Source organism: Thalassospira sp. MBR-102 (assembly GCF_040549275.1).
GTDB lineage: Bacteria > Pseudomonadota > Alphaproteobacteria > Rhodospirillales > Thalassospiraceae > Thalassospira > Thalassospira xiamenensis.
On record NZ_JBEPTC010000005.1, the window covers coordinates 1 to 17,319 of the forward strand.

Sequence of the window (17,319 nt, forward strand, 5' to 3'; positions counted from 1 at the left end):
CGCTCTGCGCACCATGAACTGGTGGTGGCCACCACCAGTTCAAACAAAAGAGGCAGAAGGATCATAACAAATCCTTCTGCCTCTCAATGTATAAGCCCCGCACGATGGCGGGGCAGGTGGGGTGGAAATGCACGGCAGGAAGGATAAGGCAAACCGCGTCAGGCTATTCAAAACACGGAAACAGTATTTCATTCTCGAGATGAATATGCGCCACCAGGTCTTCGACCAACTTGGCCGTGCCGGAATAAAGCGCCCGCCATGAACCACAGACATCATCGGGCAATGTGAAATTGTTGGTCAGCTTTTGCAGTTTATGGATGGCTTCAGCATGCTCGTCATGTTCTTCGCGCATGCAATGGATCGGCATGATCAGGGGAATTGTGCTGGCACTGTTGCGTTGCATTTCGCGCATCGCCGGGAACAGAACCATTTCCTCTTTCGCCATATGGGAATCAAGCCTTTCAGTCATTTCAAACAGCGCGTCGGCCAATCCCGCCGGGGCGTCTGGATGATCTCCGTGAACCGCCTCGACCTTGCGGGCAAGCAGGATGAGCTCGGCCAGTTCATCACGATGGGTCTGATGATACCGATCCAGAATAAAATCGATGAACGCATCGATATCATTTGGATCCGGCAAGGTCAGTGGCCCCTTAGGCAAATCGCACAATTCACGGGCAATCAGACTGGCATCCAGTCCTTTCACACTGGCGACCTCGTCCAGCGACTTGTTGCTTGAACAGCAAAATCCGATTTTATGGCGTCGTAAAACCAGGGTTGCCCCCGGAAAACTTGCGACCAGATCGCCGACCTTGCGATGGATCAGATTTGCTGAATTGGCAGGATCCTGATCATGTGTGAAATCGGATTGCATGCTGGCGGACCTCCATCCCCGGATATTGATCCAACCAAGTTTAGGCACCTTCCCAAAAGTCACGTTGACGATGGTCAAGTAGCCCTGCCCGGAATTTTGCAATTCCCCTTGCCCGATACTGTCTTGGAAAAGCAGAACCTTTCCGCCTTATCAAGAACCGTAAAAATTCAAATCTTTCAGTGATTTGACGGACATCAACACCTTAAAACCCAAACGGGACAATACTTCCGGCACCAATTCGGTCCGGAGTCCGCCGTGTCAATCAAACGCCCGTCATTTACACCCTTTCTGCTGATAAACCCCATCGTTCGGAATGTTCCGGCATTTGCGCTGGAACGTCTGTGCCAGCACGCCATGGCAACCATGTATCGCCGACACAAACCCGTTTTTGAACGGGTCACCGAACGCGAAACATTTGCCCTGCTCGTATGCCCGACCGATCTTGATCTGAACCTTTTCCTTGCCCTTGATCCCAAGGCCCCCGTCCTGCGCCCTGCCCATGAGGGGGATGACAATATCATCGCGGCACGGATCATCGGCCCGCTTCCGGCCCTTCTGGAACTGCTCGAAGGAAAATCCGACGGGGACGCACTGTTTTTCTCGCGCGCATTACGAATAGAGGGCCGGACCGACCTTGTCGTTGCCCTTCGCAATGCCCTGGACGGCGAAGAAATAGACCTGCGTTCCGCCGTCATTGAAAGCTTCGGCGCGTTGGGTCCTGCGGCACGTCTGGCACTGCGCGCGGCCGAAGCGGCATATCGCCAGATGCAATCGGACATGGACCGCGTTGCCGACACCCTGATGTCCCCGATTGAAAAACGTCTGGGCGGACTTGACCGGCGTCTTGGCGAACATGCGGAAAACATTTCAGGGATTCAGAAATCCGTAAAACGTCGCACGCCGCGCATCGGTCAGACCGTGCTGTCGGGTGATGATTTCGCCCTTCCCGATCCTTCATAACCGACAAACACATACAGGGATTTCATGGAATTAGTTTGCCCGGCAGGAACCCCCGCCAGTCTGCGTGCCGCCGTCGAGGCCGGTGCGGATGTTGTATATTGCGGTTTCCGCGATGCGACCAATGCCCGCAACTTTCCGGGGTTGAATTTTTCCCGACCCGAACTGGCCGAGGCCGTTACATTCGCACATAGACATGGCGTGCATGTCTATCTGGCCTGCAACACCTATCCGCAAGCCGGTTCCGAAGATATCTGGCACAAGGCCGTCGATGATGCGGTTGCAATCGGCGTTGATGCGGTAATCTTGGCCGATATCGGTTTGCTGCGCTATGCGCGCGATAAACACCCGGATGCACGTCTGCATCTGTCGGTTCAGGCATCCGCCTCGAACGAGGAAGCCATTCGTTTTTACCACCGCGAGTTTGGCGTGCGCCGTGTGGTTCTGCCGCGTGTCCTGTCGCTCGAAGAAATCCGGATGTTAAACCGGCGCATTTCAGTGGAAACCGAAGTTTTCGCCTTTGGCGGCATGTGTGTCATGGCCGAAGGCCGTTGTTCGCTATCTTCCTATGCCACGGGGGAAAGCCCCAACATGAATGGCGTTTGTTCACCAGCAGCCCACGTCCATTACGAGGAACGCGGCGACAGCACCGTTTCCCGCCTTGGCAATTTTACAATCAATGTTTACGGCAACGATGAAAAAGTCGGATATCCGACCCTGTGCAAGGGCCGGTTTCGCGCCATGGACAAGGCCGGTTACCTGTTCGAAGAACCCACCAGCCTTGACGTTACCGCAATCCTGCCCGAACTCGCCGATGCCGGTGTAACCGCCCTTAAGATCGAAGGACGCCAACGCGGCAAGGCTTATATCACGCAGGTGGTCGGCGCGTTCCGCGCGTCACTTGATCGCATTGCCAATGGGCAAGCCAGTACGCGCAGCAATCTAGCCGCCCTAAGCGAAGGTCAGGCAGATACAACAGGTGCCTATCGGAGAAGCTGGCAATGACGAAATCAAGACTGGTCATGGGGCCTATTTTGTTTCACTGGGACGAAAACCGCAAAAAGGATTTCTATGCCCGGATCGCGGATGAAACCGACATTGATACGGTGCATGTTGGCGAAGTCGTCTGCGCCAAACGCATGCCATTTTTCGACAAGCATCTGCCTGACATCATCGAGCGGCTTCAAAATGCAGGAAAGGAAGTTGTTCTCTCTTCGCTCGCCCTTGTAATGAACGAGCGGGAAATTGCCCAGCTTCGTGAAATTGCCGAAATGCCGGACCTTCTGATCGAAGCCAACGACATATCATCCATCGGCCTGCTTTCCGGTCGTCCACACGTCGTCGGGCCGTATATTAATACGTATAACGAAAGCACCCTGGACTATCTGATTGCCAATGGTGCGCATCGCGTATCCCTTCCCTGGGAATTGCCGATGTCATCGATCATAGCGCTTTGCAACGCGCGGAAATCTGCCGAGATCGAAGTCCAGATATTCGGTCGTGTCCCACTTGCCATATCAGCCCGGTGTTACTCTGCACGCGCACATGGCTTGCACAAGGATGGCTGCCGATATGTCTGTGGCGAGGCCCTTGATGGCATGGATGTCGAAACGCTGGATCATACACCGTTTCTTGCCGTCAATGGTCTGCAAACCCTGTCCAGTCACTATCTGGAATTATCGACCGCCGTTGATGATCTGAAAGATGCTGGTGTTACAGCCTTCCGAATTTCACCGCACACTCTTGATATGGTGCGTGTTGCCAATCTCTACCGTCGTCTGATTGACGGTGAAACCTCGTCTGACGAGGTCAGGCAATCGTTGCTGGAAATGCAAAACGATCTGGCTTTCGCCGATGGCTTCCTGCACAGCCTTCCGGGTGCGGATCTCCGGGAAACGCTTGGTTCCCGGGCAGAATAGCCTTCCCCACCGCGCAAATATCCATATCCGGAATACAGATATAAAAAGGGCCACAGCCTGATGAACTGTGGCCCTTCGATACATTGTGCAGGGGAGTGGACAGCTCAATGTATTGACGATGGCTGGAGTATAATTGATTTGCTTTGATACTCCTTGACGGTCGTCAATCAGGACTGCCTTTGCGGGTTTCCTGCTTTTGGATCACACATCAATTTCTATTTCCTGCGCCTCGCCCAAAGGCACAAGAAGGATTTTTCGAACCGGCAGATGACGCGCTGCATGCCGTATTTCGGTTTCACGCATCATCGAAAACGCAGTTGAAAACGCATCGGCATCCGTTGCGGTATCTGCAAAGACACTCACCCTTTCCCACAAGGCGGGTGAATGTCCGCTGCGCGGGTCGATCAGATGGGTATAATTCCCGTTCAAACTGAACCTGAATCCCGAACCTGACGACGTTGCCAATGCACCATAATACATCCTGACTCCACTGGACGACTGCGCATCGTTCCCGCCAAATCTTACCGGCCATCCCGTACCGTCTATTCTGGGACCAATCGCGTATTTTTCGCCAAGGTCAACCAGCACATTCTTCATGCCGTTTCGCCGGAAAACCCCCGCGACACGGTCGGTGATATAACCCTGTGCCATACCATTCAGCGTGACCTGCATGCCCTGTTGCGCAAAGGAAACCCGGTTCGGTTCAATCCGGATTGCCTCATATCCGATCAAGGATTTCAGCCTCCCGATTTCTGCATGAACTGCACCTTCATCAGTGATAGCGATCTGCTGCGACAGTTCTGTTAGCCGCGCCCAAACGGTCTGGATCGTCGGATCGAATGCGCCATCGGTATGTCTGGAAATCATGGCCGCGCGCGACATCAGTTCAACAAATTCCTGTTCGGGGTTTTCGACAAATCCATCGCGATTCAAACGCGAAATTGTCGCCTCCGGTCGATACAGACTGAACATGTTTTCCAGTCGTTCGATTTCGGAAAGTGCCGACGAAATCATTTCATCGGCCTGATCTTGCGAAAGGCCGTCCAGATAGATTGCAGCCGCTGCACCAAGGGCGGTTCCCTGCCAACGGTGCAGCTTATCTGGCGCGGCAAAGGCCTTGGGGGATACCAAGGCGATTGATGCCGCACTGGCAAACAGGGTGATAAAGCGACGACGGTTCAAGTCTGTCATGACGCACCTCCGTCCGAAGGTCCAAGATCAAAAACGTAGTCATCAGGGATGTCTTTATAGTCGACAATCTGCCCCCCATGCGCGGTTACGAATGACTGGGCGGCGGCAAGGGTCCCGAATGGCACGGCTTCGCCAATTCCCATACCGCTTGTCATGTCACTGCCGATCACGAAATGTGCGCTATCAATGGCCACCCAGTTTGGCGGCGGGGATTGCCAGTCGGCATAACCGGTCATGTCATTGACGTAAATGACCGCCACGTCACGGGCTTCACCGGGCATAAGCGTAAACGCAATCGCGTCACGTACCGACGGGAACCATAAAATTTCGCCATTCGATTTACGGTGCAGCTGGGCCTTTGGCCCCGGATGATCGGCAACAATCATGCCGCAGAAAAAGCCAGAAACATCGCGTGTCAGATCCTGCGGATCGGGCCGCGCGACAATCTCCTGCTCGCGGCATCCCGCAAGTAGGATCGCTCCGAGAACGGCAAACGGTAAAATGGCTTTCATAACTGCTTCCTCCGGAACAGCACCACCGCCAGTATCAGCGGAACAACAACCCACATGCCGAGCGAGAGCACGGGTGCGAAACCGTTACCGATACCTTCAAGGTCCGATATCACTAGCCCGGCCGCAACCCGGACATCCTCAAAACCCGAAAGATTGATCATGCGAAATGCATCAGCCGGATTGACAGTCAGAAGCACATCGAAAACCGGTGCGCTTATGCCTTCGCCGCCATCGGCAACCAACGCCCCCAAAAGCGCCATGTCATAAACGATCACCAGACAAAGCCACAAACCAAACGCCAGGGCCGCCGCGGCACTCCGTTGACGGGGCATGGCACTGATGGCCAATCCAAGTGCGACAAAAGCCGCCCCCAGCGCAACCGAACTCCCCATTAGAACACCAAAGGCCATCCAGTTGGCGCTTTCAATCCCCCCGTAAACAAGGACAAGTGCCGCTGATCCGAAACCAAGAACAGTTGCCAATCCAAGGCCCAGCGTCTGGCCCAGAAACTTTCCGATAATGATGTCGGATCGCGACAGCGGATAGGTCAGCAACAAAAGCATCGTCCCGCGTTCAACCTCGCCAACCAACGCGTCATAGGACAGCAACAACGCCATCAATGGCAGCAAAAAGACCGAAAGGCTGGCCAGACTGACGATCGTAACAGCCAGTTGATCGACGCCAACGGTGCCCGCCGGCGCACTTCCCAGAAAAGTAAGGCTAAGCGAAAACAGGACCAGCGCCGCGGTCGCGCCCAAAAACCAGCGATTGCGAATTCCGTCCCGAAATTCCTTGATTGCAATGATGACAAGTTCTCTCATGACACCACACTTTCTTTCTGGAAATGCATGTAGAGATCGCCAAGCGACGGCAACCTGATGTCAACGTCGTCAAGCTCCGGCACGGTGGCCGACAGATGCCGCAATACGTCAATCTTGCGTGCGGACGGCAAGGTCAGATCAAGACCATGGTCGTTGATCCGCTCGCAGCCGATCCCGTCGGGAATTTTTTCAGCACAGGCGGCCCCCATTCCCGGTCTGGTGATCAGACGGATATGCACCGGCAGATTGGCCCGCCTGCGCAGATCATCGATGGTTCCCGATGCAATCAGTTGGCCCTTTCGCATGATCGCAATTTTACGGGTATGGGCTTCAAGTTCCGTCAGCGCATGCGACGACAGAATGACCGTCACACCACTGTCTTCAAGTTCGCGCACGATGTCATAAAAGGCGTTGCGCAATTCCGGATCAAGGCCGGTCGTGGGCTCGTCGAGCATCAATATCCGCGGATTGCCCAGCAATGCCTGTGCAAGACCAAGACGCTGACGCATCCCTTTGGAATAATGCCCAACCCGCTTATGCGCGGCGTCGGCAAGCCCGACACGTTCAAGGATCCGTGCGCAGTCTGACACGGGATGGCGTTTCAACCGGGCAAAGAAAGCCAGCGTCTCCGCACCGCTCATGCTGTTATAAAACGCGATATTTTCCGGAAGATATCCAAGAAATGCATGCGCGTTCTTTCCGCGATGGCGGGATGTGCTCTCCTCACCAAGAATGCGGATATTTCCCTTGTCAGGACGCATAAGACCAAGGATCAGCTTGATAAGTGTCGTTTTACCCGCGCCATTATGGCCAAGTAACGCAACACTCTCGCCTGCGCCAATTTCCAATGACAGATCGTTGACAGCGTTTTGCTGATCGAACGTCTTGGTCACTTTTTCAAGCAGAATTGCAGGATCATTCGGCATGATAGCCGTCTCCTTCAAATCGGGCGATAACCGGCGGTGCCATTAGCGGATGACTGTCAATCACGCCCCCCGGATGCAGTGCCGGAAACCGGGACTGCGCCCATTTCAAAATCTGTATTGCAGGTGCATTCAGCAAAAGCTTGGCGGATGGATGGGCCCAGACGACCTGATCAAGCATGTCATTTGGCCGATAGGCCCGATCCCCAAGACCATCACCATCCAGATCGAATGCGGCATTATCGCTCCAGTAATTTCCGCGACCGTTTTCAGACCATTCAAGCCAGCGTGTGCCGACATACTTGACCTGTGTCCGGTTTCCGGAAAACGCATTGCCAACAATGACATTGCGTTCAGATCCGGCGGTAAACTGCACACCGATCCCGCAGCCCTCGAACCGGTTTCCCCGAAAATCGTTCTTGTTGGAGTTATAAATAAAAACGCACTTTTCGCCGCCACGATCCACGACATTTCCGCTAAATTCGGACTTATTGGCATAGTTCAGCAGAATGCCGTGGTCACGATCCCCGCGTGACAGGTTGTTCGTTACCTTCAAACCATCCGAAAACATCAACGCATAGCCGACCGTATTGTCAAAGGAACGGTTGTCCCGGATTTCGCTGTCATGCGTATACATGTAATGAACCGCAAAACGGACATTGCGAAATTCGTTACCAATGAACCGGTTCTGTTTGCTGGTCGTCACAAAAATACCGTCTCGGCCCTGAGATATTGCGTTGCCGATCACAACCGATCCCGGTGTATTCCAAAGCTGCACCCCATTACCACGTTCGTTTACGCGCAGGTCCTGCCGGCCGACGATGATATTGTTCCGCACGGTCGCGTTTTCCGGACCGGAAAGATAAATGCCGATCAGATTGTCACTGATCACACTGTCTTCAATGACGGCACCGTCGCCATTGGGGGTTACAAAAATCCCGCTATCCTGTGTTGATAAATCCAGTCCCGATCCCGTCACGGTAATACCGCGAAGCATTACATCCGGCCCGTCGATGGTAATCACATTGCCGGTTCCATTCCCGACAATCCGCACGTCATCGCCACCTTCAAGCGTGACCGGACGATGCAGAATGATCGGCCCGGAATAATCTCCCGGGCCGAGCAGAATCCGGTCACCGTCCTGTGCCGTGTCGACAATCTCCTGCAATCCCTTATCTGACGGGCCTGCCTCGATTTCCGACGCATGCAGCGACGAGAATGTTGCCCCCAAAACCGCCAGCGCAGATAAGGCGGTTCGAATGGCAGTCTTTGGACGGATGACCGGAAACATCGTGCTTATCCTTAGGCCGGTTTAACCAGCATACGGCCGCGCATTTCCATATGCAGCGCATGGCAGAACCACTGGCAGTAATACCAGTGCACACCGGGTCGATCGGCCTTGAAGGTCACCGATGCCGTTGCCTGCGGTGCGACTTCCATTGCCACACCATAGTTCCCGATTGTGAATCCGTGCGTCAGGTCGTCGACATCATCGATATTGGTGATGAATACGGTAACCTCGTCGCCCTGATTGACCTCGAACTTGTCCATGCTGAACATCGGTGCGTTGGAATACATATAGACGCGCACCTTGTTGCCATCCCGAATGACGATTGAATCGCCTTCAAGATCGACACCATCCTTTTTCGCCCAGTCGCGGGCTTCAGCAAACATCGGATCATTGCGATCCCAGAGATTGACCGGATTGACCACCGAACTATGGACGATGATGCAATCATGCGGTTCGGCAAAGGTCGGACCGTCATGAACGACCTTTGGTGCATCACCGGTAATGTCAATCAGCTGATCGTTTTCCGGTTTCAGCGGACCGACATTAAGGAACCGGTCTTTCGAGAACTTGTTAAGGGAAATAAGCCATTTGCCGTCCGCATCCTTGGTTTCACCCATGGAAGTGTGGTTATGGCCCGGTTGATAATGGACATCGACCTTGGCAAGGATCGGATTGACGTCTTCACCGTTGAACTTGCGAACCGCGGCATCAATGTTCCATTTGCACATCTGACTATCAAGGAACAGGGTGGTATAGGCGTTCCCCTGACCATCAAATGCGGTATGTAACGGACCCAATCCAACCTCGGGCTCGGCCACGACCACACCGCGCGGTTCGATCCTGTTTTCGAAGCAATCTTCGAACTTGCGTACATCCAGCACGGTAACCGTCGGGGACAGCTTGCCGTTAATGACAATATGCTTACCATCCGGTGCCGTGTTGCAACCATGCGGGCTGTTCGATACCGGCACATAACGGGTCAGCGGCGATCCTTTGCGGCCGTCAACGACCTTAACACCGTTGATTTCTTTGTAATTGCCATTCTTGATCGCCTGTTCGATGCGCTCGATCGAAAAAATGACCGCCCAGTCCTGCTCGCTTGCCGTCATTTCGGCAAGCGACACACCGTTTTCCGAATTGTAACAGGTCGAAACCGCATATTTTCCCTGATAATCGGCATCACAGTTATCAAGATTACCATCGACCATTACCTGCCAGGCAACTTCCATCGTGTCGCCGTCGATTGCCGTGAAAATTGCATGATACTGCGACGGATCGTCCAGAATGCTACCGTCATTGGGAACCGGAACCCGGTGTTCCCCATTGGCAAAGACATAGCCGGTGCGCGGGAATTTCTGCGGGCGCAGACCATGGATATCCGACGCGTTCGGAATTTCGATGATCTTGTCGCATTTCATGACGTCACAACGAATGCGGGCCACACGCGTGTTCGCCTTGTCATTCACAAACAGGTATCGCCCGTCATAGGTCCCATCCGTGAAGGACATATGCGGGTGGTGCAAATCCCCGTTCAGCCAGATTTCACCCTTGTCGGCCAGATACTTTTTGGTTTCCGGCAACAGACCTTCGGTCAGGATTTTGCGGCTTTCATTCGTTTGGCCCCAACCTGTTGCGCTGCATCGGTTGAAAACCGGAATGCGCATCAGCTCGCGCATGGAGGGAACCCCCATAATGCGGACTTCGCCAGCCTGCCCACTGCTCCAGAAGCCGTAATATTCGTCAAGATCACCTGGCAAAACCTCAACCGATCCGGCAGCCGCTTTTGCAGCCGTTGGTGCGAGGATTGAACCAGCGGCAATGCCCGCAGCACCGGTTGCACCGGCAATTCCTGCCAATCCTGCCATCTTTGCTGTTCCGCCGAGCAAGCCGCGTCGGCTGATCTTATAGTTCTCTGTTTCATTCGACATAATGGAACTCCTGATATGTCACAGCTGGTTAGACGCACCGTTGTTTCCGTCCGAAGACTTCGGATTGGAACAACTTGCGCCGCATCCACCGGAGCCACAGCTCGCGGACGATGGTTTCGAATGAGAAGTCGTTTCGGTTTTCGTTTGAGGTCTGGAAGTTTTTGAACCGGATTGCAGTGCCATGCGGCGTTCAAACCGGGCCAGTTTCTGGATCATGACCGAGCAATTCTGGTCGTCGTAATACAGTTCCTGGCAATGAAGGCAGTACAGGCATTCATTCGGATCGATATGCCCATCTGGATGAATGGCCTGAACCATGCATTCGTTTGCACACCGGTGGCAGGGCGAACCACAATCACGATACCGTTTCAGCCAGTCATTGACCCGGACCCGGCCAGGTATCGCCAAAGCCGCCCCCAGCGGGCAAAGGTAACGACAGTAAAACCGCTCGATAAATAGGCCCGCGACCAAAAGCAGAACCGCAAACAGGACGAACGGCCAATCGCGCATGAAGGACAGAATGATCGCCGTCTTGAACGGCTCGATCTCGGCCAGATGCTCGGCCTGATCGAACGCATGGAACGAGATGCCAAACAGAACCAGGAAGGCGATATATTTGATCGGCCAAAGGCGCTGATGCAGGCCGAAGGGAACCGCGATTTGCGGAATGCGAAGCTGTTTGGCCAGCTTGTTCAAAAGTTCCTGAAGTGCGCCAAACGGGCAAAGCCACCCGCAATAGGCCCCGCGTCCCCAGAATATCAGTGACGCCGCAACCGCAAACCACAGCATGAAGATCAGCGGATCCATCAGGAAATAGGACCAGTCAAAACCCGACCCGAAGGAATTGGCAACCGTCAGGACATTGACGACCGAAAGCTGTGCATTGGCATAATATCCAATCCAGACCACGGTAAAGATCAGGAACCCGGTCCGTATCCGCTGCGTCAGTTTGCGACGGCGGACAAACCAGTCCTGGAAGAAGAACAAGCCGGTCAGAAGCAGGGTTGCGCAAGACAGGATAACAATATCGACAATCCGGTTCGTCCATATCCGCTTCCAAAGCGCGTCCCGGTTTTGGGTATCGGTACCGGATTTCTGTACGCCAACCTCGTTGGCTTTTTCCGAAACATTATCCGGTGCCGCCGTCGCAACATCGATCTTGCGCAGATATTTCACCGGCGGTGCATAGTCGACGCCAAATGTCGTAAAGGCCTTTTCCAAAGCGCCTAGCTGGCGCTGGACCAGAAGCTGCAAATGCCACGGCACAGTTGGATCAAACGGCACTTCCTCGGGGATAACAAAAAGGGCAACTTCCCTGAAACGCGGCGCACCCTCGGCCGCAATTTCCCCGAGGCGCTTGTGATGTTTGTCACGGAAACGGACACTGTTATCGCCCTGTATAACCTGAATACGGTCAAACACCCCACCGCGAACATAACCCGATCCCTTGAAGGAATATTCACCGTTCGCCGCAACAAGCAACGCCTGCTGGCCGGGCTTCAGAACCTTCTGAAGATTGGCATATTCCGCATCCCCCAGCAGATTATGTCCGATCATCGGAATGGAAACGAGAGCGGTATATAGATCAATGAACGGGCCGTCGGCAGCGATCCTGGCTTGATCGTTGCCACTACCTTTACCTTGCCCTCTGTCGTCAGTTCCCTCGAAGGCCTGCGCAACATCGCCATGCGATAGCGACAGACGCCTAACCGACCCGTCGCCAAGCAATTCATCCCAGCTTGCCTGCCCGTCTTGCGACATATCGACGGCGAATTTGTCGCCCTTGCCGCCCGGCTGCGCCAACCCGCCCAGACCAAGTGTTCGGGCCACCTTGATTGCCGAGCGCCGAATTGAATCGTCAATCACCATGATGGTGACGGTGGCACCACTCACGATATCGTCAGGCAACGCATCCAGCTCTTCGCTGCGGGCATATTCGGCGATGTTAAAACCGGTATAACCCGCGATGTAGTCCGTGATTTTGCTTTCAGGAATGCCAACCAGCACGATCGGTTCTTTGTGGGCAACCAGTCGTGCACCGGTAATAACACCCTGCATCGAGATGCCGACCAGAATGTCGATTGGTTTGCCGGAATAACCAACCGAATTGGCCCAGTCGCTATTGAGGAAAATGTAACCAAGCTGGTTACTGCCGCTATAGACGGGAACAAGATGATCTGTTGTTTGCTCCTCGCCGATATGATCGGCTCCGGGCATGATGCTTCCGGCATCAAGCGACACGACATAATCGTCAAGCGTACCGGCAAAACTGCTCGTGAACGCAAGTCCCCAACCGATCACTGCCAGCAGAAGCAGGCGCAAACCCGATAACGAAAATGATCCGGATACAACAACCACGGCACGTCCCCACCAAACTGATGCTCCATAATCTGAACACCAGTGAGCGGGACCTTATCGGATCCGGAAACGCCTTCACTTGACTCACGTCATGTCAAAATTGCGAAATCGCAATTGCCTGATAGCTTGTCGTTTTATCTACGCAAAAACGTCATTTTTGATGACGCTCTCTAAAATTGATCTCTTCGAAACTTCAATAGCAAACGACATACGGGACGAGAACGCTCAAAATGGGCGGCACTTTCAAGTCCCGTTAAGCTCATATCATAAAGCTATATAATCCCGAATTGTGAGCCCGCGACAAAAGGAAACTCTCGCACATTTTCACCTCCGGAATACTTCGGTATTAACAAAACCGGTATCCAACCCCCGGCTCGTTTTCGATATAGGTCGGGTTAAGCGGATCATCGCCAAGTTTCTGGCGCAGATGACCGATATAGATACGCAGATAATGTGTTTCACTTTCCTGCGCAGGTCCCCAGATTTCGCGTAAAATCTGTTGATGGGTCACGATACGCCCCGCGTTACGCGCCAGAAGGGTCAGTAAGGCAAACTCCTTTTTGGTCAGTTTCAGTTCATTATCGGCCTTAAAAACCCTGTGTGCCGCCAGATCGATCTTCAGATCACCCGAAACAATCTCGCTACTGGTCAGGTCTTCGGGTTTGCGGCTGCGCAGAATAGCCCGCACCCGTGCGATCAATTCGGCGATGCCGAACGGCTTGGTCACGTAATCGTTCGCACCACGGTCCAAGGCAGTCACTTTTTCTTCCTCATTGGCACGCACGGAAAGAACGATGATCGGAACCTCGCTCCATTCCCTGATTTTCGTCAAAACTTCCTGCCCGTCCAGATCAGGCAATCCAAGGTCAAGAATGACGAGATGCGGGGTCTCAAGGGCGCATTTCTCGATACCCGACTGGCCGTTTTCGGCCTCGATCACCTCATACCCCTGCGCACCAAGGCTGATCCGCAGGAATTTGCGAATTTGCGGTTCGTCATCAATGATCAGCACTTTGGCCTGATCGCGCATCTCAGCTTCCTTCCGCACTGCCATCCTGCAAATCCTCGTCATCCTCTGCAACCGTTGGCATCGCGGTTATCGGCAGGGTTATGGCAATCGTTGTGCCCACCCCCTGCGGCCCGTCGTGTGCAACGATACCTCCGCCATGCGCCTCGATAAAACCACGGCAGATCGACAATCCAAGCCCCGTACCCGCCACCTGGCTATCGCCTGCGCGAACACGATAGAAAACATCAAAAACAGCCTGTCGCGCTTCTGCCGGAATACCGCGTCCGTTATCCGATATCTCGACCACCATCCGTGTTTTATCTGCCTTGGCACTTACTGTAATCCGACCGTTGTCGGCGGTATGCTTTACAGCATTATCAAGAATATTGAACAGAACCTGTTCGATCAGAACCGGATCAAGCTGGATCGGGGACAGATCTGGCGACACCTGCACGTCAAAGGATCGCGACCCGGCATATTTGCGGACATGCTTCACCGCACGACCGATAATCTCGGCCAGATCCGACCATTCCTTTCTCGGCTGCAAGGCACCATAGCCAAGCCGTGTCATATCCAGAAGGTTCTGAACAAACCGGTTCAAGCGTTCGCTTTCCTCAAGGATGGTCTGGGTAAGCTGCCCGCGATCCTCTTCTCCCATGCTGTCGCCATAGCTTGATAATGTAGTCGCCGACCCGATGATCGATACCAGTGGGGTGCGCAAATCATGCGATACCGAAGACAAAAGTGCCGCGCGGAGCTGCTCGGTCTCGCTCAGCAAGCGTGCTTCTTCGATATCGGTCGCAAGACGGGTACGTTCGACAGCAACGGCCACCTGATCGACAAGCGCTTCAAGCAGGCGACGCTGGGAAGGCCCCAATGTGCGCGCATCTTCCCTGAAGCGGACACCAAGAACGCCAAGCGGTCCCTGCGGGGTATTTACCGGCATGAATAGCCATTCTGCGGTCGGCAGGGTTTCGGATCGCCAGCCGGCCGGTTTGGAATGCTCCCACGCCCATTCGGCGGCCCCCCAATCTTTTAGCCCCAACTGATCCTCTGGCGGGTAGGCTGCGGTAATTTCCAACGATCCATCCGTACCCGGCTGCAGGACCATCGACTGACAATCAAGCGTCGCGGCCACATGATGCACAGCCGCCCACAACACATCGTCAAGCGATGCCGCCGCCGCAATCTTGCGACTGAAATCATAAAGGTTGGCAGTGCGCTTGCCGCTGGTTTTCATGGCATCGACCTGCAGGCGCAGACGTCCTGCCAGATTGCCAACAATGACCGAGACAATCAGGAAAAATACGATGGTAATCAGCTGTTCATGATGGAACACCGACAGGGTGTAATAGGGCACGGTGAAGAAGAAATTGTAGGAAATGAAAGACAGCAGACTGGCGGCAATCGATGGCCACATGCCGCAACGGATCGCAGTTAACAACACCGCCAGAAGATAAATCAGCGACAGATTGCCAAGCGGCACATACCGGTCAGCAAAAAGTGCGGCAACGGTTGCCACAGTAACGCTGCCAAAGACCCACGAAAGGCTGCGTGATCGCCAGTTTCCGCGTTCGAACGGATTGTCCGAGATCAGCGAACGTTTTTTCTCATCCATGTCCGCAGCAATGACCGTAACATCAAAGCCCTCGGCATTCTCAAGCAGCTTGCGCGCCACATTTTCACGCAACAATCCGGTCCAGCGTCTTCGCCTTGGCCGCCCGATCAGAAGACGCGTAACATTGCGCTTGGACGCCAATGCGGAAATCTCGCGTGCCAAATGGGATTCCGCCTGAAGCGTGACAATTTCCGCCCCCAACTGTTCCGCCAGACGCAGTGCTTCGGCAATGTCATCTTTTTCGGCATTCGCCATCCGGTCGTCGCGTGGTGTTTCGACATGCAAGGCGATCCACGGAACACGCTGGCGTTCTGCCATCCGCTTGGCCGTGCGCACCAGCTTTTTGGCCACCGGACTTTCATTCAGGCACACCATCAGGCGGTCCTGTGTCGGCCATGGGCCGCTGACCGCGTGGGTGCGCATATATTCCAGCATCTGCGCATCAATGCGTTCCGCGGCAATACGCATCGCCAGTTCGCGAAGGGCTGTCAGATTACCCTTGCTGAAAAAATGCCGGAGCGCGCGCCCCACCTGATCGATGACATAGACCTTGCCATCACGCAGTCTTTGCAAAAGATCATCAGGCGGCAGGTCGATCAGCTCGATTTCATTGGCTTTTTCAAGGAAACTGTCGGGCAGGGTTTCGCGCACGCGAACACGTGAAATCCGTGCAACAATATCGTTCAGGCTTTCAAGATGCTGGATGTTCAGCGTCGTATAGACATCAATCCCGGCATCAAGCAGTTCATCGATATCCTGATAGCGTTTTTCGTGACGACTGCCCGGCACATTGGTGTGTGCCAGTTCATCAACAAGGGCGATTTCCGGCTTGCGCCAGATGATCGCATCAATGTCCATTTCCCCAAAGACGCGACCTCGGTGCAAAAGCCTCTTGCGCGGCAATGCTTCAAGACCGCGCAAGAGGTTTTCGGTTTCCACGCGCCCGTGGGTTTCGACAATGCCGACAATAACGTCCCGCCCTTCCTTCCGCCGTTCCTGTGCGGCCTGAAGCATGGCATAGGTCTTTCCGACGCCGGGATAGGCGCCCAGAAAGATCTTGAGCTTGCCCCTGTCATCCCTGCGGGTCTGTTCCAGCAGGGCCTCAGGGGATGGACGGTCCTCTTCGTCGGTCATGTTGCGTCGATCAAAGCCTTTCGTATTAATCCTGTCATATCAGAACCATCGGCGGATCGCCCGGATAAATCGCTGGTAGACTGACAGCACCTTGCTCCGGAGCCAGACAGCGCGCATTTCCTCTGCCTCGCGCTGAACCTGTCTTTGCCGGGCACCGGACTGCCGAAAGACAGCCCGATACCCTGTATTTTTGGAATAATCCATCGGATCAGGACGACATTTCGTCCAGAGCCAGATTCAACATCAGAACATTGACCCGCGGCTCCCCGATCAACCCAAAGGTCCTGTCTTCAATATGGGCTGCAACCAGTTCCTCCAGATCATTGAGCGGGATGTTTCTGGCTTTAGCCACCCTTTCCATCTGGAAGCGGGCACTTTCGGGCGAGATATCGGGGTCAAGTCCGCTGCCCGACGCCGTCAGCAAATCTATTGGCACCGGGCGATTGCCGTTTTCCACCGAAAGATCAAGGGCACGGGCCTTGATTCCGTTAACCAGTTCCCGGTTCGTCGCCCCAAGGTTGGAACCACCGGAATTATCGCCCTCATAGCCATCGCCGGCATAGGAAGGGCGCGGATGGAAATAGCGATCACCTTCAAACTTCTGGCCGATCAGGCGCGATCCGATCACGACACCGTTCTTTTCAATCAGGCTGCCATTAACTTCTTCCGCGAACAGTCCCTGCCCGATCCCGGTCATTGCCAGCGGATAGGCAACACCGGTTATCACCGTCATCACAGCAGCCATGCCAATGGCCGGACGTAACAAGTTCAACATGACAAATTCTCC

General features: G+C 54.3%; 14 protein-coding genes. 3 read left to right on the top strand and 11 right to left on the bottom strand.

The window, feature by feature from the left end; translation table 11 throughout:
* Positions 1–163: 163 nt before the first annotated feature.
* Complete coding sequence (locus ABIE64_RS10535) at positions 164–871, bottom strand: DUF542 domain-containing protein (RefSeq protein WP_114110836.1); 708 nt, start codon at positions 869–871, stop codon at positions 164–166.
* Between the two features lie 255 nt (positions 872–1,126).
* Here ABIE64_RS10535 and ubiT point away from each other — a divergent pair, with 255 nt between their 5' ends.
* The 3 genes from ubiT to ubiV are packed head-to-tail and all read left to right on the top strand — an operon-like array spanning position 1,127 to position 3,747.
* Complete coding sequence (gene ubiT, locus ABIE64_RS10540) at positions 1,127–1,831, top strand: ubiquinone anaerobic biosynthesis accessory factor UbiT (RefSeq protein WP_354377394.1); 705 nt, start codon at positions 1,127–1,129, stop codon at positions 1,829–1,831.
* A gap of 24 nt (positions 1,832–1,855) precedes the next feature.
* Positions 1,856–2,833, top strand: a complete 978-nt coding sequence (ubiU, locus tag ABIE64_RS10545; RefSeq protein ID WP_354377395.1) for a ubiquinone anaerobic biosynthesis protein UbiU — start codon at positions 1,856–1,858, stop codon at positions 2,831–2,833.
* The gene (gene ubiV, locus ABIE64_RS10550) at positions 2,830–3,747 is read left to right on the top strand and encodes a ubiquinone anaerobic biosynthesis protein UbiV (protein WP_354377396.1); all 918 of its coding nucleotides are present in this window, start codon (positions 2,830–2,832) and stop codon (positions 3,745–3,747) included. The genes ubiU and ubiV overlap by 4 nt, the downstream gene beginning before the upstream one ends.
* Positions 3,748–3,948: 201 nt before the next feature.
* Here the strand turns inward: ubiV and ABIE64_RS10555 are convergent, their stop codons facing one another.
* The 10 genes from ABIE64_RS10555 to kdpC form a co-directional block, all read right to left on the bottom strand.
* Entirely contained in the window at positions 3,949–4,938 is a 990-nt protein-coding gene (locus ABIE64_RS10555) for an FAD:protein FMN transferase (RefSeq protein ID WP_354377397.1), read from the bottom strand.
* Entirely contained in the window at positions 4,935–5,450 is a 516-nt protein-coding gene (locus ABIE64_RS10560) for a nitrous oxide reductase accessory protein NosL (protein WP_007089834.1), read from the bottom strand. The genes ABIE64_RS10555 and ABIE64_RS10560 overlap by 4 nt, the downstream gene beginning before the upstream one ends.
* Positions 5,447–6,271 carry an ABC transporter permease subunit gene (locus tag ABIE64_RS10565; protein ID WP_007089835.1) on the bottom strand — a complete coding sequence of 275 codons (825 nt, stop codon included), beginning with the start codon at positions 6,269–6,271 and terminating at the stop codon, positions 5,447–5,449. Before ABIE64_RS10565 ends, ABIE64_RS10560 begins: the two co-directional genes overlap by 4 nt.
* Positions 6,268–7,197, bottom strand: a complete 930-nt coding sequence (locus ABIE64_RS10570; RefSeq protein ID WP_007089836.1) for an ABC transporter ATP-binding protein — start codon at positions 7,195–7,197, stop codon at positions 6,268–6,270. Before ABIE64_RS10570 ends, ABIE64_RS10565 begins: the two co-directional genes overlap by 4 nt.
* A complete protein-coding gene (locus tag ABIE64_RS10575) occupies positions 7,187–8,485 on the bottom strand; it encodes a nitrous oxide reductase family maturation protein NosD (RefSeq protein ID WP_354377398.1) in 1,299 nt (432 codons plus the stop codon). The genes ABIE64_RS10570 and ABIE64_RS10575 overlap by 11 nt, the downstream gene beginning before the upstream one ends.
* A gap of 11 nt (positions 8,486–8,496) precedes the next feature.
* Positions 8,497–10,413: a TAT-dependent nitrous-oxide reductase gene (gene nosZ / locus ABIE64_RS10580; RefSeq protein WP_007089838.1), complete on the bottom strand. Its 1,917-nt coding sequence runs from the start codon at positions 10,411–10,413 to the stop codon at positions 8,497–8,499.
* Between the two features lie 18 nt (positions 10,414–10,431).
* Positions 10,432–12,771, bottom strand: coding sequence for a 4Fe-4S binding protein (locus ABIE64_RS10585; protein WP_354377399.1), 2,340 nt, complete (start codon positions 12,769–12,771; stop codon positions 10,432–10,434).
* 346 nt (positions 12,772–13,117) lie between these two features.
* On the bottom strand, positions 13,118–13,825 hold the full coding sequence (locus ABIE64_RS10590; protein ID WP_503012848.1) for a response regulator: 708 nt from the start codon (positions 13,823–13,825) through the stop codon (positions 13,118–13,120).
* On the bottom strand, positions 13,803–16,532 hold the full coding sequence (locus tag ABIE64_RS10595) for a DUF4118 domain-containing protein (protein WP_354377400.1): 2,730 nt from the start codon (positions 16,530–16,532) through the stop codon (positions 13,803–13,805). The genes ABIE64_RS10590 and ABIE64_RS10595 overlap by 23 nt, the downstream gene beginning before the upstream one ends.
* A 208-nt stretch (positions 16,533–16,740) precedes the next feature.
* Positions 16,741–17,307: a potassium-transporting ATPase subunit KdpC gene (gene kdpC, locus ABIE64_RS10600; RefSeq protein ID WP_354377401.1), complete on the bottom strand. Its 567-nt coding sequence runs from the start codon at positions 17,305–17,307 to the stop codon at positions 16,741–16,743.
* Positions 17,308–17,319: the final 12 nt, after the last annotated feature.